Here is a 19,981-nt window from a genome sequence, read left to right on the forward strand (position 1 = left end):
ATGATGAATTTAAATAAGAATGAGCTAAAAACAGTTCTTAATAAGTTAATACCTGAAGGTTCACCTGACAGTCTAAAAATACAAAATTTGATCATTTACGTTTTGGGCTTTAGACCAAATTTTGCTTTGAATATAAACTTCGCTATAGATGTGTTTGAGGTTAATTTTACAGAAAGTGAATGCTTTGACATAGCAACTATTATTATTAAAGAGCAGAAAACTGAAGAATGGGCTGTAACATACATGCTCGTACTGTTTTATAAAAGATATGGAACGGTAGATAGCAAAAACAGTGCTTGGCAGTTTATGAGTGTTTACCTGCAAATAATTATAAGAATCACAATGCGTGGGGATAATCACTTTGCTAAGGTCAGTCAGTTAGGTGTTAGAGTCAGAATGGGATTGAATGCACACAATCCACAATCTGAGCTAATAAATCAGCTTATTGATATACATGCCCAGCGGAGTTCATTAGAAAATGTATTAGATGCTATTTGCCAGTATGAGGTTTTAACTAAGCAGTCAGAAGCCTCAAGTAAGGTTGTTAATAAAAAGCTGGCAGGAAAGATTGGTCGTATTAGGCTCGCTTACGAGGTCGTAGCGGAAGATAAGGCGTTTATTGGCAAGACTTATTCTAAGTCTGATGACACTGACAATAATAGTGTTGGTTTAAACAAGGTTTTTCTTGATAGTGATGATGAACCACTTAGAGCCACTATATTTGGAATAAGTCACCAAAACGATAATGTGTCCTCCAATGAAAATTTAGCTGATGATGATCCAGAGAAGCTTTTAGATAACGATTTTAAGCCTTCTAGATATACTGCTAAGTCTGCTGAACTGCAGCAATGGAAAATTAAAAATAACTTTCGTCACACTAGGCGCAATCAATTTGGCTTTCCAACAAGTTTGCGGCAGCTAAGTTTACTGAGTATTCAAATATTGTTTGATAGAGTCTGGCAACTTTCAATGGTTACGGATGATGATAGTCGTTTTGGCTATGTAGTTATCTTAATGTCATTGCTTAGTGGACGTAAGATCCAAGAAGTCATTAATGAAATTGGTAAAGAGAAAAGCCAACGCACATGGCTCAGCAGTAAAAAAAGGATAGATGAAAGCTACTATGCTTTAAAGATCGTAGTAAACGTCACTATGAATCGCAGAAGTCATCTAATACAACATCGTCAAAGCATTGATAACGAATTTATACTTCTTTTACCTCCTCAGTTGCATTCCATTATAGAAAAAATAGTCAATATCGAAAATACAGATATATCTGAAATATTAAAAGACCTACAAGAACAATTAGACCTGCCTGCACTCAGTTATCAACACATAAATTTAGCTCTATATTTCATCATAAAAAATAAGTTAAATGAGCCATTGCACGCTGATTTAATCACTGGTGTTGACGTTAGACATAGCTCGCCTCTTTACTACACAAGCATTGATTCTAATAGTATTGAGAATACATATAGAAGTGCCATTTTGTTGATGGGCAAGCATTGTCCTAATGTGATTCAAGCAAAGCTTCGTCAAGACTACAAATCTAAATCAGAAAATATAGAGCGTCAGAGTTATATCGGTAGTGAGATGGCTTTAAACAAACTAACATGTCAAAAGTTCTTTGCAGAACTAGCGAATGGAGCCGAAAGTTTTAATGGACGCCTTGAGCGAAACTTAAGTATTCGAAAGGATCGTTATATAGAGCAGTTTAATGCCTATGGTATTTGGCTATGGCATATTATCATGATTCAGACAGGTATAAGACCTGTTGTACATGCGCCAGGTGTGTTAAACCAGCTTGATTTTATAGCAGGGTTGTTTTGGGTCTCTGATAAAGAAGAGCGTCAAGGACAAGAGCAGGGAAGACTCATACCTTTAAGCAAATTTTTGATTATAGCGATACAAAATTATATTGAATATATAAAAGAATTTGCTTCACTGCATAACGTTATATATTCCTCTGAGCAGTTTCCTATAGATGATATTTTAAACTCTCGCCAACCTCTTATTCAAATATTTAGTAAAAACCCTAAGGGATTTTCAGGCATTACACCTAGCAAAGTTCGCTATCAATTAAAGAGATTCTTTAGTCATCAAGACAATTGGCTGAGACACCAGTTGCGATCAATGTTAGTAAATAGAGCGCCAGAGCACTTGATATGCGCTCTTTACGGTCATGAACACCCTGATCAGGAGGCGATGCATCCAATGTCTTCATTATCAATTAATGAGCTAAAGGGAATAAGTAACTATTTGGATGAAATTGCTTGTGAACTTAATCTGAAACAAGTTGAGGTAACTGTACATGTCTGATCTAGTTGCACATAAGCTAAGAGCCGAGAATCGTAATAGCGCTCATGAAGACATTAAAAATAAAGCTAAAAGCCTTGTTGAATCTTATATGAGCGCTAACCCGCTATGTAAAGACACAGATCTATTTGATTATTACCAAGAGATAAATATCATTTTAGAAATCAACTTCGACACCCCTCTTAGTTTTCAGCTGGCACGTCAAGGATTCTTAGAAGTTATTCGTATGTACAACAAGAGTCATAAAGCTCATTTAGATGAGCCAGTTGTTCCTATCTTAGCAGAGAGAGACAGCTTGAGCATTGATTATGATTGGTTCGTACGGGGGTCAAAAGTTAGTCAAGCCAGCCGAGAAATGATAGAAATATGGCAAAGGAAGATGAAGTTCACTACCAATGATTTGGTTGAGTCAGCAATATTCTGCAGCATTGTCTACGGTGGTCTTAATGATATTGAGGTATTAAAAGCATTTTACGAATGGCTTTTGGCTGAACGCGAAGTCTATAGAATAGATTTACCTAGTGAAGGTGATACGGTAGGTGTTGAGAGTGTGCCGATTATTCTATTAGTTATTGACGATGATAGTTATGGGTGTTGGGAGTCATCTAGTAGAAACTCAAGTGATACGTCTGACAGCGAATTAAAACGCTATGTTGAGTATGTTCCAGATGACATGACGCTATGCTTTTTATACGCACTAAAAGATGGAATTGTTAAAAAGGGACTTACTAAATCGTTTGATACATTAATTAATGATATTAGTAAAAAGCTCACACTGAAAAATAAAGATAAAACAAAGCCATACCTCTCACACCTGATCAAATACGCCAACTATCATTGGAGGCAATTAGAAGGCGCTAATATTGACAATGCATTAGCTACAATTAGACAAGGTAGGATTAAAACTACAGGCCTACCTAAGAATAAGCTGCTTAATTACAACAGAGAAAAAATCAACTCTAATATTAAACAACTTCAATGGGATGAGCTTTTTGAACTAGATTATTCTAAGCCTATAAATGCAAATAGAGAAAATATGAGTTATCCTGCGCTTAGTAAAAATCTAATAAGAGCAATTCAGGAAGAACTCAAAAATACTAGAGCAAATGCCATAGAGGGTATAGAGCAGTTACAGAATGAGTTTCCTCAACCAAACGCACAGCGCATACTAGGATGGGTACGTCAGTTATTAGATGATAAAAGTATAAACCAAGAGAGCATAAGCAAGTATGTGGGCTGTATAGGGCGTGATTGGTTGATGCTGACAATCGGTGAGAATATAGACAAATGGGACGGCGAAGATTTTGAGATTATTTATGAGCAAATTATTCAGAGCAAAACTAGGGATGGTCGAAAAAAATCAGTCATAAATAAAGACTCTAATTTTGATGACAAGCTAGTAGGTAGTAATGATCGTTCGTACATGAATAAGCTTAAAGATGGTCAAGGGTTTACGTATGGTCGTTTGAGAGCTTTTCATGATTACCAGCGTGAGTGTCATGATGCACCCTATGTATATTTTTCGTGGCATCATAATAGGCAAGTCGTCAAAGCTAATATCATCTCTCCTCGCATTTATCGTGCTATGAAAGTGTACATTGAAGAATCAGAGTTAGAGATCAAGCAAGAAAGAGTTTGTTTAGTGGTTCTGAGTCTTGCCTATAGAACAGGGCTACGGATAAAAGAGCTCATTGGTATTAGAGTTTCAGATATTGCAGATATTTATACTGATAATTATAACCAAGAGATTGATGAGCCTAAGATTTGGATAAGACCAAATCGTTATCGTAGGCTTAAAAGTAGCAGTGCAAGTCGTATAATACCTATTAACTGCCTTTTAAAAAAAGATGAAATGGATTTGTTTATCGAGCTTTTTGAGCATCAAAAACGATTGAAACGGAAGTACTTGTTCTCACAAGGTTCAGGTAAACAGCCATTACCGAGTACGTTCTTTAGTAATATGATGAAGTTAATTTGGGATAGATTGCTTGGAGAGCATGACTTTACTTTTCATAGCTTTAGACATACAGCCATAAGCCAACTGACTTTAGTGCTAGGTAAGTCTTCATTAGCATCAATAATGACAGATTATGATGCTAAGCAGCGTGAGACTATTATTGAGGGTATCCTTGGCTATCATAAAGCACAAGGATCATGGTTTGGGCTGGCAAGTTTTGCAGGGCACTTAACGTGTGATACGACGTTTGAGCACTACATTCATACTGCCCACCTGCAGACAGGAATACAGTTAGCTGATGCTAAGTTACAACTACCTTATACAGTTTTTCAGCAAATTACAGATTTAAAATATCAGACTATACATAGACAAAAAAGAGATGCTTACGACGCAGGTACTAAAAAAGTGAGGCTTAGACTATTAAGATCTTATCTGGTTAAAAGCTTAGTAACTAGTAAGAATCCTCTATTTGTTGATAGTCTTAATATTTCTATAAATACGCCAATCATAGAATCTAATAGATTAGCATCGCAATCTATTTTTATTCATCAAAAATATTCGGATGTGATTGCCTATTTAGAAGAGCTACAGAAACTTAGCTTAGAAAAGCGGGATATATCGCTGCCCGAGGTTGCTATAAGACATGGCATTAATATAGTTGAAGCTAGACAGTTATATGATAATGCAAGTCAGGTTTTTGCTAACAATAAGAAACTATTATTAAGCTCACCGAATGGTAGCAAAAATCAAGAGTTATTAGTTAGAGCCTTAGAAAAGGCGTACCAGATGTCTATTCATGAACCCGATCAACTAAAAATGTTTGTTGAAATATTTGTAGCGAAACAGAGTCTAAAAACATCATCTATCCATTTTGGGATTAAATCTAATCAGAAAAAAATGTTAGAGCAGTTCTTAGAGATAGGATGTAAACTCATTAACGCACAACACTGGCAAATTAGAGCTTCAAGTGAAAACGAAGTAACTCAACTAAAACGATGTTTGAAGCTAGATAGTCAGATACGTACTGGAAATCGTCAAAATTTTCATGGTTATGAGCTCAGGGTAGTACAGAAAAAAACTAAGCGATCGGACAAGAATTTGGCTATATCTGAGACTTATTATGCTTCATCAGGTGTGCTGAAGTATCTTGGATATTTATTGAGTGTGCTGATTTATATAGAACGTTGGTGACTTCATCTATATCAAGAAAAATAGAGGCTAGATATACACTGGCTTTGTTATTAATATATTTGCTCATGCTATTGTGGGCTAGAAGCCATCTAAGCATATGAATATCGGTAACCCTTCTAAACCTAAGACGCTATTACGATAATTTAAATAGGTTAAACTTAATGGTGCTATTTAAATAACTAGCCTTCGATATAGTCAGAACTTTTTACTTGTGAAAATGCTTTTATTATCTACTGTTTAGTCAGTATTTTGTGCTTATTAATGACAGTTATAATAAATATTAACATCAAATACAAAGGAATAGCTACATGAAGTGGAGTGAATTACTAGACAATTGGAGCCTTAGCTCACTAAGCTTAACAACTGGCTTTTTAAATATGGAGTGGCAACCTAATGAAAAGGATAAACAGTGTGCTTGGGAATTATACGTAGAATTACTGACAAGCATTGCTACACAACCATTAGAAGACAATCATGGAGACGAATTAGCTGCTCTGAAAAATATCTACTCTTTATTTCAGACAACACGAAGTATTCTAAAAACTGATGGAAGGCACTGCAAAGAATTTACTAAAATTTCAGTAATAGTACTGAATCAAGTTGTGCGACCATTCACTGCAAAATGGCATAAGCGCACTAGCTCTTGTGAACTGTCTTCAGAGCTTCGTCAAGAGTTCAGGGTAGATTTAAGTGATCTACAGGAAATTCTAATTAATTACACAAGATTATTAGCTGAGATGGCTGGCGTGGAGGATTTAACTAGAATGGAAAAAGACTAGTTCTCATACAAGCTTATTTACATTACTTCAGTTTGGTATGTGCGTTTTAATGATAAGTTTTAAAGTCATAATTTACTGGGATTTTATCATTTAACGCACACATCTATATTGTTAGACGGCATATTAAGGGTGGTCTTTCCAGTTGACAGGATCGCCATGTATACCTGATTTATAACTATCTTTTAGCCATAAAACAAAGGATTCTCGTACTTCTTGTGGTATTGTCTTATATTTCATATCACGGCCTTCATTACAAACACCCTTGAGTTCTTCTGGTATTTTAGGCGCATTTTCACCGAAGTAATAAAATTCCTGAGAAACGAGAACATACTTTCCACCTATATCTCTTTTCATATGGTTTTCGTTAGTAACTCCTTGATCTAACGAATGAGCCGAGTCTTCTTGAATCCATTCTTTATTATTAGCGTCTTGATGGTATATATTATCGCCATACATTTTAACTAAACTACCTTCAATTATAGGCTTTTTGCTTTCAAACCTTTCATCTTCCCAATATTCATTAAACGTAAGCTTTTCCTCAATTTTCATTGCATAAATAAGATGATTAGTATTACCTAGAGATTCACTTCCTGTACCTATAACCCAGTCACCAAATGACAATTCTTTATTGCGTCTGATAGAAGACTTGCAGACAGCTAGTGTACAAAAATCATGAAAAGGATTAGGTGCTAGACCTAAATCGTGTTCAACTTTATAAGAAAAAATATTCATATCTAACAGCTCACTCTTTCAATTTTATATATGGGTTCACTTTTGGTTCCATCTGGATTTTCGAACGATGCTTTATCACTTGCAATCGCATTACCTATATCATCAGTTGAATTCCATCCTATAATTGAGTCAGCATACTTTTCCAAATTTTTAGGAAGCTTAGTATCAACCGCGCACCCATGTTTGTAAACACCAATAACTTTTTTGCCCATCGATACGGCTTGTTTAATCTCATAATCTACCCATGGTCGTGTATGCGTCCTTTTGCCAACCAAACAAACAAACGTTCCTGACCATGCAATTTTCTCTTTTAACATTCTTTTAATAGATCTATCACTGTCGGTGCTTTTTTTATTGTTATGCTTGGTACTGTCTATGGAACTATTTCGAATATCATGACCTGCATCTCTTAAACGTTGTTTTAGTCTCTGTACATTATCGTCGTCTTTACCATAGTGACTTATAAAAATATTGCTTTTTTTGCCCATACTAACCTCTTGGAATGATAAACATGTAAACCCAAATATATATCTTAATATATAACTCTATAAGCCCAATTTCTTGTTACATTGAATAGCACATTAACTGCGTAGTTACAAATTATATATTGAACTTAAGCTGTATTCAATGGATAAATGTTCATCATTTTAGAATGAGGAAATTATGAGTTTTTTAGGTGAAAAAGAGTTAAAAGAGCAAATAAAATTAATTATTCCTCAGTATAGGCCAAAGTTTATAGACAGTAATAAATATGAGCTATGCTTAGGCGCTTCTTATTGTGCTTCTGATAGCAAATTTCGGGTTCTACAAGCTGAAGATAACCAAATAGTTGTTAATCCTGGTGAGTTCTATTTTTTAGAAACTTATGAAACAGTCGAGATGCCTAATGATGTTATGGGCTTTATATCCATAAAGGCTAGCATTAAGTTCAAGGGGTTAGTAAATGTATCAGGGTTTCATGTAGACCCTCACTTTAGAGGGAAGATTGTGTTTTCAGTACTTAATGCTGGCCCTAGTCCGATAAACCTAACGATAGAAGAGCCATTGTTTCAGATATGGTTTGCTAAATTAACTAGTGCTTCTGAAAGTTATAATGGTAAGCATCAGAACCAAACTGGTGTTAATGGGAAGCTACTTAATGATCATATGAGCGGAAGCGATAATGCATCTCTTGGCGATTTGCAGAAACAAATTAAAGATTTAGATAATAAGTACGAAAAGGTATTAGTATTAGCAAGTGTATTAGTAGTTGGTATACTTAGTTTGGTTTTCAAAGCACACCTTAGCTAGATAAATAAAATATTTAGAATAATGTAGGGTGTTTTTTTGTAGCTGGCATGCTTGGCTTATCTATTTTATGGTTAATATGCCATTTAGGAGGAAAAAATAACTCTAACGGTTTAGGTGTTTCCTTATACTGTTGCTTAATACGTTTATTCTGAACTTGTAAATCTGGCATTTTTACTCTCAAAAGCTTATCTGTCTCACAAAAACAGTTTTGTAAATCTATGAGAGTAGGTGATCTTCCAAAAAGCGTAGTAAAGTCATTGTATCCAAACTGAGATTGGTAATATTCGAAATTATCTTGGGTAAATTTGATAATGTCTTCATTACTATATTTTGAAGAAGAGGTATTACCGAAGCATTTTTTAATACCTCTAATAGCACCGATGCCCGCCTTTACAAATGAGTCCTCACTAAAGTTAATTACATCTGAGTAATTCATATCAATAGCATATTGATACGCTAGAAAGTCACCGATAAAAGAACAGCATCTGAGGTAATTAAAAGTATCTGACAAAGACTTAGCATCGATAATTTTATCAAAAACAGACTGACCAATTAATTCGTCTTTAACCATCTGTAGCCATTTCTCGTGCTTAAAGTCGAGATGGTTATATAAAGAATGTGTGCCTGTCATCATATAAGCATTATTAAAGATAGGACCACTTTCCTTACGTTTTAGTAAAGCGTTATTAATATCCCTCAAATTAAAATTTTCCAAAGAAATTTTACCAAATTCGCTCTCAAGGTACTCCCATGTCTCAGGCTTGTTAAATATTTTGAATACAATGATTCTAAGTAAAACATCTTTGTCAGAAAAATTATCATCTGAATAAATAACATTCTTGATTAGGTATTGACTGACTCTATCCATTGCCCTATAAACATTAGTAAATTTGTAAGACTGTAGGGTAGGGTCTTGGGTTAGAGGGTAGTTATCTTCGTATTTATTCCAAAATATATTCATTCTTTCTTGAATAAAGTAAAAATAATATTTGAAAACCTCTTCGTTTGGTTTGATCATACTCATTGCAACTTTATTACGGTCATTTATTTGATGTAGATGGAGCAGCTATTTTTTTATTAATCATTAAGCTTCCTAAAATCAAGTGTTCTCTCTCTACGATTACCTATTATAATCCCACCTTTATTATCAACAACTTGATTAAATACTTTATATCCTTGGATAATAGCTTTTACCCATAACTGTAATGGACAGCTTTCAACCTCATACCCTCTGACAAAAATCTGAATAGTCTTTAATAAATCATATGAAATACTGCTCTCTTTAGTAAAATCAATATCCCTTTGCTTTGATATGGAAAATAACCAAGCACTCAAACCCTCTTCAATCACGATTGGTCTACCACTATCTTGTGTTTCATCAATAGAAGGGTCACTTTTCCTCTTATGTTTAATCAAGGCTCTAAATGTAGGTGACCAGTGTAGTATGGCAGCAAATGCCAGATGAAATACATCATGGTATTTGTAATTATCATCCTCTTGATGGTTATCATTTAAAGCACTTCCGATAAATACATCATTCCATTTGAGGTAAGCCTTACCATTCGGTTTTTCAATAATATAGACCTCGAACTCTACTGGTAACTGCTCGTCTTTACTGAAATTACTGTCAAACGATAGCAAAGGTAAATTAAGTTCGTCAATTGGTACAAATCTATTCCTAATTTTAAAAGTATTGTGTTCAACAATATTTAACAAATCAAGATTTAAAAAACTCATTACTTTTGAGTATATATTTAAAAAGTCTTTAGCTTTTTCTACAGTGGCCTTTTTGCTAAGAGATGTTGTATGGCTTATTAATTCACTAAATAACGACTCAGTATCTTTACTGTTTGTATTAGATTTAACTTTTACAAACGGTTGGTTCCTTATCCCTGATATAACGATTGTACTTCCATCTCGATCATATGGATCAGTATCGTTTGTTAACTCATAGAGATCAATATTTTTTACAATAGTTATGAGTGTGAAATACCAAAAAATATCTCCCATCTCTTCGACGACTAATTCGTTCGAATGATCATTTGAGTCATTGTTAAGCAACTTCTTTTTTAGTAAGGATACTAAACTACCTACTTCACTGAATAAACCCATCTGTGCACCGAAAAGAGCTTTATCAGAAGTGAATTTATTAGTTTCTTTAACAAGCTCAATATAGTTACTTAGAGAAATGCTGTTAACTCTAGTCATGTCAGCCTCACCTTTTTCAGAAAGTAGATAATCGTCTAGTTATTGATAAATTCATGCTATCCTAATGAACGAATTCGTACCCGTAGGTACGTTTTATATGACAGTACATAGAGTAATCATATCAAGAAGGAGATTAATAACCATATGTTACGTAATATACCAAAGCACAAAGTATTCGTCAGCTTCCATCACGCTGATGGTGATTATCGAGAAGAGTTTGAAAATGCCTTCTCGGATGATGTTAAAACCTTTGTTTCTCGCTCAGTTCAAGATGGAGATATTGATCCTAATAATAAAACTGAAACCACTCGTCAGGCGATTAGAGATAGGTTCATATCTCAAAGCTCAGTTACCGTTGTATTGATTGGTCAAGATACGTGGAAAAGAAAGCATGTTGATTGGGAGATAGGCTACAGCATTAAGAAGACGAGTCAGAATACACGTTCAGGACTTATCGGTATACTATTGCCTAGCTATGATAAATGCAATAGCTATGGATGTTCTACTGAAATTACAGATGATGGTGTAGAGTACACCCCTTGCAATATTCCACCAAGACTTTACGATAATATACAGGCTGGTTATTCAAAATTATACTCATGTCCTATAAATCATCAAGAATTGATGGCTTGGATTCATGAAGCTTTCCAGAAGAGAGATAGCACACTCTATTTGCCAAACAATTCTCGTCCTTATTTCAGAGAAAATCGTAGAGAGTATCAAAATTACTGGCAAGCTTAAAATTTAATCAAAGCTATCTTGGAGCTTTATACAATGACTACTACTCAGAACTTACCACCTCTTGCCGTTCACTTTATTTGGCATCCGTCCGACAATAAGGTCATTTTAAGCGTTATTAGTGAGTTCCGTAGGTATATTACTCGCGATACAGATAGACCATTTTCACGGGAAATCAATATACCTACCTTTCTCTATAGCTCTAGGAGTCCAAGTGACCCACCGAAAAACACTCCGCCTAAGCTTGGTAATAAAAATGTTATCTTCGTATTCACTAGTGGGCAAACTTTAACCGAACCATTATGGGTAGACTATTTTAACAGACTAAACGGTAGCACTAACTATTTTATTGTACCAGTTGCTATTGACGAAGCTGGCATGAAGCATAGTTACTCTGGTGCTCTTAAAAATTATAACTTCATTAGAGCGCATAATTGGCCTCATGATTACCGTATAGAAAGTGGTATTTTAGAGCTTTCACATGAGCTGTATCGTTATGGTCTGAATGATATTGATTCTGATGAGGTTGGAAAAGAGACATCAATAAAGTTATTCCTAAGCCATGCAAAAAAAGGCGATACAGGATTGAATCACGCTCAAGAAATTAAGAGTTTTATTGATAATAGTAATATGAATAGGTTTTTCGATGCCAATGAAATATCGCCAGGTTTTAAATTCGATGAGGAGATAGAAAGTCATCTTAAAAATTCTACAATGATAGCTATTGTGAGTGATGCCTATTCTTCTAGATATTGGTGTCAGCGCGAGGTTTTGACTGCTAAATCAGAGTATAGACCTATAGTAGTGGTTAATAGTCTTGAGGATTACGAAGATAGAATTTTCCCTTCTATCGGTAATGTACCCTGTGTACACGTTACCGCTGAACCTTTAACGCACAAAGATATATTACGCATTCTAATTGCATCCTTATTAGAAACTGTCCGTTTCAAATATGCTGAAGCGTCATTGAAATTTTATCAATCTCAGGGATGGATCGACTCAAAAGCTTTTATTCTTTGTCGTCCTCCTGAAGTACAACAAGTAGTAGAGATTCTGTCTAAGAATGAAAGTTCCTCAATAGACTCCAGTAGATTGCATCTTTGTTATCCTGAACCACCTCTATATGAAGAAGAAACTATATGGACAGACTATCTTAATATAACAGTGTCTACTCCTTTGTGGTCAAGTGACGAAGTGCAAACCGATAAATATAATGTTGGAATCTCTATTTCAGATTATCTTGAAGATGGTTATGAGGAACATCATCAGCACACAGATGAGTTACAAAGACTCTCTCAAGATTTGGCGAGACACATTTTATCTCGCAATCATACTCTAATCTATGGGGGAGACTTGAGAGAAAATGGTTTTACAGAGTTTGTTCTTGAAGAAGCATCAGTATTAAAAGAGCGCTTAAAATCTGATCAATTTCACGTTGAAAATCACTTAGCGTGGCCTTTGTACTTAACTCCAGCCAGTAAAGAATTTAGTATTAAGTATTATGGTTTATTAGATATTGTCAAACATGAAGTACCCGATGATATAGATTCTATATTAAAGAATAAAGAAATTTTTCTTAAACCTGACTGTCCAGAAAACCAATATATATGGTCGCGTTGCTTAACGACTATGAGGAAAGAATCGATAGAGAGTTCAGATGTCAGAATTTTTGCAGGAGGTAAGTTAGGGGGATACTTAGGTAAGATGCCTGGAGTACTAGAAGAGTTTCTGATAGCTATCGACTTAAATAAACCGATATATTTGGCTGGAGGTCTGGGTGGACTTTGTCAAAAACTGTGTGACAGTATTCTAAATAATGAAATAAGCGAAGAATTTACTGAAGAGTGGCAGATAAGTCATAATGCGAGATATATCGAACTTCAACAGATTGCAAAAAGTAATTCTTTTGAGGCTGATTACGAACAGGTAAAAACGTTAATTCTAGGTTTATCGGTTGAAAAATTGTCTTTAAGATCTGGTTTAAGTAAAGAAGACTACAATCGCTTGATGACGACGCCTTTTGTTGACGAAGTTGTTCATTTGATACTTAAAGGGTTAAACCAGTTAGAAGGCAAACCCCAATATTAAGCACACCACCTAAGTAAAATGATAAATACAAACCCCCATATCAACAACATCACCTAAGAAAATTAGACTTCACACTTTAGCCCTATACGCTATATAAGTAATAGCATATATGGCTTTTTTGACTTATCAAAATAGAATAGACCTATAGTAGGTCTATATATTATTAATATTTTGAACACTAGGATATTGAGGTGTATGCTACTTAGCAATCAATAATCCTACAGTAACTTCAAAACAATACTCATCTTTGATAGTGATATTGACCGTCCCTTTATGAGCATTAGCAATAGCCTGAACGATAGATAAACCCAAACCTGAGCCTGAGTGGTGCTGGCTAGTTTTATCATGACGATAAAAGCGCTCAAACAATCGATCTGCTTCGCTTTGGTTTAACGGTTTTTCTAGAAGATTAGTAAAAGTTATCTCTAGCCAAGATTGCTTCGCGGTTTGAGTGTTACTTTGATCGTCTTCAAGCATCTTATAAGTATTAACGGAAGTATTTGGAGTGTTGACAGTGGCTGATATTGTGACGACACTATTACTAGCGGCGTAGTAGATCGCGTTTGATAGCAGATTAGCAAATAGCCTTTGCAATAAACCTTCATCGCCTAATACTGCCTTAAAATCTCCTAATTTTACAAAAGTTATTTTACGATCCTCGGCAATCATTTCAAAGTAATCTAACAGCTTATTGATTAGGACCTCAGTATCTACAGTAGTCACTTGCGAATCACTCAGTCCTTTTTGGGTTTTTGCTAGCAGTAGCATGTTGTTAATCATCGACGATAATTGCTCTAAGGTGTCATGTTGCTGATGTAATTGTTCGACATATTCCTCTTCCTCTCTAGGCTTATTTAACATGACTTGCGTTTGCGTAATCAGCGTCGCTATTGGCGTGCGTAGCTCATGCGCGATATTGTCTGAAAATCGCGACAACGACTCAAAATTGCTTTCAAGCTTAGCCATCATCGAGTTATAGGATTCTGCTAAAGGTCTTAGCTCTAATGGCATATCACTAACTATTACTCTTTCGCTCAATCTTTCAGGATGAATACCTTTCATCCTTTGCACGATAGTGGATAAAGGGGCAAAACCCCAATACACGCTTAAGGCTGCTATTGAAACCAACAGTAGTGTGATGGCAAATAGGATCAGACTAATTTGACGGTTAAACTGTAATAAATACTGATGATGCACGTCAATGGGTAAGGCGATAAGGGCAAGCATGTCATCGTCTCCAATAACCATAGCTCGATAACGTCTGTCTTTAATATTTATTACAAACTGTCTGTCATCATGATTTTGCTGTAATGATAATAGGTTAAAGTCGGCACTTAATTCATTAGCAAAGTTTTTGGGAGTACTAGATAGCAATCGCCCCTCTTTATCAGCAATGATAGTTTTTAGATCGTAATCTAGCGCTGATGAATGCAGGTGATCATCATTTTCTGTGGCTATTGTAGGAAGTAGATTTGAAGAAGCTTTCGAGCTTAGCGGTTGTTGAGTGTTTGATGGACTTTGAGGCTTAGGTAGTGTCTGAGAGGCTATTTGGTTATCCGCCTCTGTTACGCGCTTACGTAGATTAAAGGCTGCGTGGGTAATGATTTCAGCATCCATTTGCTCAAAATGGCCTTTAACAGAGTGCTGTACCCAGATATAGATTATCAACTGCGATAAAACGACAAATATCGTCAATAAAAACACAGTTCGCCATAGTAAGGGTAAGCGTCGATTGTCCAATCTATTTATCATATTGGCTATCTTCCGTTTCGCTGGCAGCTTTATTACTAGCTGAAACGTCGACAGCATCTAATCGGTAGCCCATGCCACGCACAGTATGAATTAGCTTGGTATCAAACTCATCGTCTATTTTTATACGCAGACGTCTTATTGCCACATCAATCACATTAGTATCGTTATCAAAGTTCATATCCCATACTTGTGAAGCAATGATTGAGCGTGGTAATACTTCACCGCGGCGCTCTAATAGAAACTGTAATAGGGAGAACTCTTTTGCGGTTAGTTTAATGGGCGTGTCTCCTCTATGTACAGTGCGCTTAGCAATGTCCATTTTGAGATCCGCTATTTGCATGAGCGTACTTTTATAGTCGGCTTGATTGGCGCGTCGTAATAAGCTTTTTATCCTGACTATTAACTCTGCAAAGGCAAAAGGTTTGGTCAGATAATCATCACCGCCAATCTCAATCCCCTTGATTTTGTCATCTAAATCATCTTTTGCGGTTAGAAATAACACTGGCGTATGCTTGCCAGCCGCTCGGTAATTACGTACTAGCTCAAAACCGCTAACATCAGGCAGCATAACATCCATGAGTATCACGCTAAACTCTTCAGTCATCATAGCATGGTAGCCATCTAAACCTGTCAGCTGATGATCAACAATGAAGCCTGCTTCACTTAAGCCTTTTTTTACATATTCGCCGAGTTTTAATTCATCTTCTACTAGTAGTACTTTCATAGTAATCCTTCAATATAATTATGATTTTATAATACCCAAATCAATATAAATGACAAAACGGACTGGTATCTGACAAAGATGTCATGCGCTCGTCATCAAATGGTCAGTCTTCGTTTGTTAATCTATACCTATAGTACATAGCGGCTCATTCTTGATACGAGTAGCTACTATGAATTATTACTACAGGTAATTAGTTTCAATATTTAATAATTTATTAAGGATGTTATATGAAAAGCTATCGTTCATTCAAAAAAGTGGTGCTGCTATCCGCTTCGATGCTTATCGGTATATCAGCAGCTAATGCGCATACTACCAATCTAAGCACTTCAATTATCGATAATTGCGATAACTTAACTACGTTTGCCAGAAATCTAGATCACAATAACGCGCAGATGTCTGATGCTCAAATGAAAAGCTATGTTGATGCACGAGTCGCTTGCCAAGTTCAGCATCAAGATCAACATCTGCAGTCTGAAAAGTATTTCATAAAAAAATATGGTAGCGATCGTGATAGAAATGCTGATGCCATACTAAATGAATACGTGCAGCATTAAAATATAAAAGTAGCAAGATGACAATATTGTCATCTTGCTGTCATCTCTCTGTCAGAATCAATAAGTTATGCTTTAGACTGAATTAATATCCTAAAGCTTTATGTACCCTCAACTAAATCAATTAAGGATTAACCATGTCACTCTTTAAATCAAAGTCTTTACCTAAAGCAATCGTAGCCACTGCCGTCGCTCTAGTCGTTTCAACCTCAGCTCTAGCACATGATCCTAAAATGCACGCTGAAAAAGATCAGATGAACTGTGAAAAAATGGAAAAGCATATGCAAATGATGCAAAAAATGGATCATAGCAAAATGGATATGAACGATCCCGCTATGAAATCAATGATGGCTAACATGGGTAAAATGAAACAAATGTATCAAAAGCACTGCGTAACAGATAAAAGTGACTCTTAAACATTGATTTTATAAATCCTTTATTACTGCTAGATAGTTTCATCAATCAGTAATAAGGGTTTGTAGGAAATATTTGTAGACGCTAAGAGTAGGGTATTAAAGAAAATAGATTTTAGGATAAACCCATGAAGTTTTTACTAGGAGTACTTTTCACTGTCGTGGTCGCTATTGTTGGTGTCTTTACTGTGGTTATGAGTGGTGTCATTAATATTGGCGCTGATCAAGGACATAGTCCATTGGTTTATAATTTCTTGGAGACGGCTCGCACCCGTTCAATAGCCTACGCTAGCAAGGACATTATTGTTCCAGATTTAGAAAAAGTAGAGATGATTAGCTCAGGCGGTGCCGATTACAAAGATATGTGCGCAGGCTGCCATTTGTCTCCTGGGGTAGAGAGCACTGATTTTAGTGAGAGCCTATACCCTAAGCCACCTAATTTCACTAATGCGCAAGTAGTTGATCGTTATAAAACGGATGCAGGAGCTCAGCAAAGTTTTTGGGCGATTAAGCACGGTATTATGGCATCAGGCATGCCAGCATGGGGTGCTTCTCATGACGACGATAGAATGTGGGCAATGGTCGCTTTTATTAGATCACTACCTGAGTTAAATGAGAATCAGTATACCATGCTAACCACTAGACTGGATGATGACATGATGGATATGTCAGAAGGTGGAGCTGGAATGCAGCATTAATTCTTCCATATTCCTTTATAAAAGCGCAGTGCTAAATAGTGCTGCCTTTTGGGATTTAAACTTTGCCTATACTACACTTAGTTATAGGGTATAAATCTTTAGAAGGTTCAACAGATAAGCAGACGCTTAGGAGTAAGTTATGAGACGCTATATAAATATAATGGGCAATGGACATAAAAAGGTATCAGCTTCTGCTCTTTTACTAGTAGCAACGTCAACAGTAATGGCTTGTAGTCAGCCCGATACTAGTGTTTCAAATTCTACTCAAACTGAGCCAGCGTTTGCCACCAAAAGTGCTCAAATAGAGCAACCACAACCGCAAATGATGTCTGTCAGTGCTAATTCAGGTACTGGGTCGACAATTCTACAAAACGTCTCGGCTACAGTTTACAAAGATGCTAATTGTGGCTGCTGCAAAGAATGGGTAGGCTATGCCGAAGGTCATGGTCTAAGCGCAACTGCGCAAGACGTTACAGATTTATCTTTATTTAAAGAGCGTTACGGTGTCCCGCAGCAAATGCGCTCTTGTCATACCACCGTCACTACTAATGGTTATGTTTTTGAAGGTCACGTTCCTGCCAAATACATGGCACAGTTTCTAGCGAATCCGCCAACTGATTCCATCGGTCTTGCGGTACCGAGTATGCCAGTTGGTAGTCCGGGCATGGAATATCAAGATAAATTTATGCCCTATAAAGTCATGCAATTGAACAAGGATGGCAGCACTCAAGTGTATGCGGCTATTGAGTCGCCAGCGCAGCAGATGTAGTTCTATTAATAAGTTATCAGATATATAAGTTCAACTCTCATTTCATGGATTAACTTAGGTCAATATTATGAATAAAAACAGATTTAACCGCAGGCGTTTTTTGACAGGGTCATCCACCTTGCTCGGCGCGTCGATGCTATCCACACTACCGACGATGGCTAATAGTGCTTTAACTAAAAGCCAAAATGTTGTAGTCAATAGTGATAGAGCCGATCACATTGTACCTATACTAACGGGTAATGAATTTGATCTTTATGTCAGTGAGAAGATGATAACGGTCAACGGCAAGTCAAGCATGGCAACGCTGATAAATGACTCACTGCCTGCACCAACGCTTAAGATGCAAGAAGGCGATACGGTCACCATTCGAGTCCATAATCAGCTGAATGAGTCGACCTCTATTCACTGGCATGGCCTCTTAGTGCCGTTTGAGATGGATGGCGTACCGGGTATCAGCTTTGATGGTATTCCTGCGGGTAGCACCTTCACGTACAAATTTAAACTGACACAGTCAGGCACTTATTGGTATCACTCGCATACTGGCTTCCAAGAGCAGACCGGTATGCGGGGGGCTATTGTGATTGAACCTAAAGGGCGCGAACGCTACCCTATCGAGGAAGATCACGTTATCCTGCTTAGTGATTGGACGCATCGCGATCCGCATAATCTGCTAAAACTGCTTAAGCAGCGTGCTGACTTTGATAATTACCATTTGCCAGATTTTAAAAAACTGTTATCTGATATTGCAGCAACGGATTTAGAAGCCGCTTATGATAAGCGTAAAATGTGGAACCAGATGCGCATGATGCCGACTGATTTTACTGATTTATCTGGTGAGACCACGTTTACTTATCTTATGAATGGTAAAACGACAGCGGCTAACTGGTCGCAATTGGTCAAAGCCGGTCAGCCGGTCAAACTACGCTTTATCAATGGCTCCGCGCAGACCATATTTGATGTGCGCATTCCAGGGCTCAAAATAAAAGTGGTCGGCACCGATGGTAATGATGTCGCGCCCGTTGATGTCGATGATTTTCGCATCGGTGTGGCTGAGACTTATGACGTCATCGTCACCCCAACCCGTGACGCGCATACCATATTTGCCCAAAACATAGATCGGTCAGGCTATGTTGCGACAACGCTTGCTACCAAAAAAGGCGCTCGTGCGGCAACGCCTGCTATGGACAAAATCGAATGGCTGACGATGGCCGACATGATGGGCGCCATGGGATCGAATGGCTATAACGCTAAACATGCCAAAACAGAATATGACTTTAAGTCCGATATGCGCGTCGATAGTCCACGGATGAATCTCGATGATCCGGGTATTAATTTGCGTAACATTGATAGAAAGGTTTTGAATTATAGTCAGTTGCGCTCTGTCGGCGATGAGATAATGGCAGAGCAGCGCAAACCTACCAGAGAGATTGAAATACATCTGACAGGTAATATGGAGCGCTATATCTGGGCGTTAGACGGTATTATGTTTAAGGACGCACCGCCTGTTAATATCAAACCGGGCGAGCGTGTGCGTATTACCTTAGTCAATGACACTATGATGAACCACCCTATGCATCTGCATGGTATGTGGAGCGATTTGCGCACGCCTGATGGCGATTTTCAAGTTCGCAAACATACGATAATGGTGCAACCAGCTCAAAAAATTAGCTTTGATGTCACAGGAGAAGCTGGTCGATGGGCATGGCATTGTCATCTGCTCTATCATATGGAAGCCGGTATGTTCAGAGAAGTGGCGGTCGTTTAAGCAAATCTTT

Annotated in this window: 17 protein-coding genes; 11 read left to right on the forward strand and 6 right to left on the reverse strand. The window is 36.9% G+C overall.

Going from position 1 to position 19,981, the window contains the following annotated elements; translation table 11 throughout:
* From JMX18_RS01125 to JMX18_RS01135, 3 genes are all read left to right on the forward strand, one after another.
* Positions 1-2,319, forward strand: a complete 2,319-nt coding sequence (locus JMX18_RS01125) for a hypothetical protein (protein ID WP_201582893.1) — start codon at positions 1-3, stop codon at positions 2,317-2,319.
* Positions 2,312-5,464 (forward strand): site-specific integrase, encoded by a 3,153-nt coding sequence (locus JMX18_RS01130; protein WP_201582895.1) that lies wholly within the window; start codon positions 2,312-2,314, stop codon positions 5,462-5,464. The genes JMX18_RS01125 and JMX18_RS01130 overlap by 8 nt, the downstream gene beginning before the upstream one ends.
* A 308-nt stretch (positions 5,465-5,772) precedes the next feature.
* Positions 5,773-6,243, forward strand: a complete 471-nt coding sequence (locus tag JMX18_RS01135) for a hypothetical protein (protein ID WP_201582897.1) — start codon at positions 5,773-5,775, stop codon at positions 6,241-6,243.
* Between the two features lie 123 nt (positions 6,244-6,366).
* Here the strand turns inward: JMX18_RS01135 and JMX18_RS01140 are convergent, their stop codons facing one another.
* Both JMX18_RS01140 and JMX18_RS01145 read right to left on the reverse strand, forming a co-directional pair.
* Positions 6,367-6,975, reverse strand: a complete 609-nt coding sequence (locus tag JMX18_RS01140) for an Nmad2 family putative nucleotide modification protein (RefSeq protein WP_201582899.1) — start codon at positions 6,973-6,975, stop codon at positions 6,367-6,369.
* A 2-nt stretch (positions 6,976-6,977) separates the two neighbouring features.
* Positions 6,978-7,463, reverse strand: coding sequence for a TIR domain-containing protein (locus JMX18_RS01145; RefSeq protein ID WP_201582902.1), 486 nt, complete (start codon positions 7,461-7,463; stop codon positions 6,978-6,980).
* A 175-nt stretch (positions 7,464-7,638) separates the two neighbouring features.
* On the opposite strand from JMX18_RS01145, the gene JMX18_RS01150 reads away from it, so the two are divergent.
* A complete protein-coding gene (locus JMX18_RS01150; protein WP_201582904.1) occupies positions 7,639-8,265 on the forward strand; it encodes a dCTP deaminase in 627 nt (208 codons plus the stop codon).
* A 13-nt stretch (positions 8,266-8,278) separates the two neighbouring features.
* Here JMX18_RS01150 and JMX18_RS01155 read toward each other — a convergent pair whose 3' ends face one another.
* Entirely contained in the window at positions 8,279-9,283 is a 1,005-nt protein-coding gene (locus JMX18_RS01155) for a nucleotide kinase domain-containing protein (RefSeq protein ID WP_201582905.1), read from the reverse strand.
* 59 nt (positions 9,284-9,342) lie between these two features.
* Positions 9,343-10,473, reverse strand: a complete 1,131-nt coding sequence (locus JMX18_RS01160) for a hypothetical protein (RefSeq protein ID WP_201582907.1) — start codon at positions 10,471-10,473, stop codon at positions 9,343-9,345.
* A 144-nt stretch (positions 10,474-10,617) separates the two neighbouring features.
* Here JMX18_RS01160 and JMX18_RS01165 point away from each other — a divergent pair, with 144 nt between their 5' ends.
* Together JMX18_RS01165 and JMX18_RS01170 are read left to right on the forward strand one after the other, a co-directional pair.
* Positions 10,618-11,214: a TIR domain-containing protein gene (locus JMX18_RS01165; protein ID WP_201582909.1), complete on the forward strand. Its 597-nt coding sequence runs from the start codon at positions 10,618-10,620 to the stop codon at positions 11,212-11,214.
* A 33-nt stretch (positions 11,215-11,247) separates the two neighbouring features.
* A complete protein-coding gene (locus tag JMX18_RS01170) occupies positions 11,248-13,299 on the forward strand; it encodes a TIR domain-containing protein (protein WP_201582911.1) in 2,052 nt (683 codons plus the stop codon).
* A 198-nt stretch (positions 13,300-13,497) separates the two neighbouring features.
* On the opposite strand, the gene JMX18_RS01175 is transcribed toward JMX18_RS01170, so the two are convergent.
* Both JMX18_RS01175 and JMX18_RS01180 read right to left on the reverse strand, forming a co-directional pair.
* The gene (locus tag JMX18_RS01175; RefSeq protein WP_201582913.1) at positions 13,498-15,051 is read right to left on the reverse strand and encodes an ATP-binding protein; all 1,554 of its coding nucleotides are present in this window, start codon (positions 15,049-15,051) and stop codon (positions 13,498-13,500) included.
* Complete coding sequence (locus JMX18_RS01180; protein ID WP_025645672.1) at positions 15,041-15,775, reverse strand: heavy metal response regulator transcription factor; 735 nt, start codon at positions 15,773-15,775, stop codon at positions 15,041-15,043. Before JMX18_RS01180 ends, JMX18_RS01175 begins: the two co-directional genes overlap by 11 nt.
* Before the next feature lie 227 nt (positions 15,776-16,002).
* Between JMX18_RS01180 and JMX18_RS01185 the strand changes: the two genes are divergently transcribed.
* The 5 genes from JMX18_RS01185 (at position 16,003) to JMX18_RS01205 (ending at position 19,971) form a co-directional block, all read left to right on the forward strand.
* A complete protein-coding gene (locus JMX18_RS01185; RefSeq protein WP_093068413.1) occupies positions 16,003-16,329 on the forward strand; it encodes a hypothetical protein in 327 nt (108 codons plus the stop codon).
* A gap of 134 nt (positions 16,330-16,463) precedes the next feature.
* Positions 16,464-16,742 (forward strand): hypothetical protein, encoded by a 279-nt coding sequence (locus tag JMX18_RS01190; protein ID WP_193006275.1) that lies wholly within the window; start codon positions 16,464-16,466, stop codon positions 16,740-16,742.
* 125 nt (positions 16,743-16,867) lie between these two features.
* Positions 16,868-17,437 carry a c-type cytochrome gene (locus tag JMX18_RS01195; protein WP_199508202.1) on the forward strand — a complete coding sequence of 190 codons (570 nt, stop codon included), beginning with the start codon at positions 16,868-16,870 and terminating at the stop codon, positions 17,435-17,437.
* 139 nt (positions 17,438-17,576) lie between these two features.
* Complete coding sequence (locus JMX18_RS01200; protein ID WP_071001781.1) at positions 17,577-18,206, forward strand: DUF411 domain-containing protein; 630 nt, start codon at positions 17,577-17,579, stop codon at positions 18,204-18,206.
* Between the two features lie 67 nt (positions 18,207-18,273).
* Positions 18,274-19,971, forward strand: a complete 1,698-nt coding sequence (locus tag JMX18_RS01205; RefSeq protein WP_201582917.1) for a copper resistance system multicopper oxidase — start codon at positions 18,274-18,276, stop codon at positions 19,969-19,971.
* The last annotated feature ends 10 nt before the right edge of the window (positions 19,972-19,981 follow it).

Source organism: Psychrobacter jeotgali (genome assembly GCF_904846315.1).
In the GTDB taxonomy this organism is placed as follows: domain Bacteria; phylum Pseudomonadota; class Gammaproteobacteria; order Pseudomonadales; family Moraxellaceae; genus Psychrobacter; species Psychrobacter jeotgali.

Excerpts from the sequence above, each read along its gene's own strand:
- JMX18_RS01125 (WP_201582893.1), top strand. The coding sequence starts at position 1 with ATGATGAATTTAAATAAGAATGAGCTAAAAACAGTTCTTAATAAGTTA.
- JMX18_RS01130 (WP_201582895.1), top strand. The coding sequence starts at position 2,312 with ATGTCTGATCTAGTTGCACATAAGCTAAGAGCCGAGAATCGTAATAGC.
- JMX18_RS01135 (WP_201582897.1), top strand. The coding sequence starts at position 5,773 with ATGAAGTGGAGTGAATTACTAGACAATTGGAGCCTTAGCTCACTAAGC.
- JMX18_RS01140 (WP_201582899.1), bottom strand. The coding sequence starts at position 6,975 with ATGAATATTTTTTCTTATAAAGTTGAACACGATTTAGGTCTAGCACCT.
- JMX18_RS01145 (WP_201582902.1), bottom strand. The coding sequence starts at position 7,463 with ATGGGCAAAAAAAGCAATATTTTTATAAGTCACTATGGTAAAGACGAC.
- JMX18_RS01150 (WP_201582904.1), top strand. The coding sequence starts at position 7,639 with ATGAGTTTTTTAGGTGAAAAAGAGTTAAAAGAGCAAATAAAATTAATT.
- JMX18_RS01155 (WP_201582905.1), bottom strand. The coding sequence starts at position 9,283 with ATGATCAAACCAAACGAAGAGGTTTTCAAATATTATTTTTACTTTATT.
- JMX18_RS01160 (WP_201582907.1), bottom strand. The coding sequence starts at position 10,473 with ATGACTAGAGTTAACAGCATTTCTCTAAGTAACTATATTGAGCTTGTT.
- JMX18_RS01165 (WP_201582909.1), top strand. The coding sequence starts at position 10,618 with ATGTTACGTAATATACCAAAGCACAAAGTATTCGTCAGCTTCCATCAC.
- JMX18_RS01170 (WP_201582911.1), top strand. The coding sequence starts at position 11,248 with ATGACTACTACTCAGAACTTACCACCTCTTGCCGTTCACTTTATTTGG.
- JMX18_RS01175 (WP_201582913.1), bottom strand. The coding sequence starts at position 15,051 with ATGATAAATAGATTGGACAATCGACGCTTACCCTTACTATGGCGAACT.
- JMX18_RS01180 (WP_025645672.1), bottom strand. The coding sequence starts at position 15,775 with ATGAAAGTACTACTAGTAGAAGATGAATTAAAACTCGGCGAATATGTA.
- JMX18_RS01185 (WP_093068413.1), top strand. The coding sequence starts at position 16,003 with ATGAAAAGCTATCGTTCATTCAAAAAAGTGGTGCTGCTATCCGCTTCG.
- JMX18_RS01190 (WP_193006275.1), top strand. The coding sequence starts at position 16,464 with ATGTCACTCTTTAAATCAAAGTCTTTACCTAAAGCAATCGTAGCCACT.
- JMX18_RS01195 (WP_199508202.1), top strand. The coding sequence starts at position 16,868 with ATGAAGTTTTTACTAGGAGTACTTTTCACTGTCGTGGTCGCTATTGTT.
- JMX18_RS01200 (WP_071001781.1), top strand. The coding sequence starts at position 17,577 with ATGAGACGCTATATAAATATAATGGGCAATGGACATAAAAAGGTATCA.
- JMX18_RS01205 (WP_201582917.1), top strand. The coding sequence starts at position 18,274 with ATGAATAAAAACAGATTTAACCGCAGGCGTTTTTTGACAGGGTCATCC.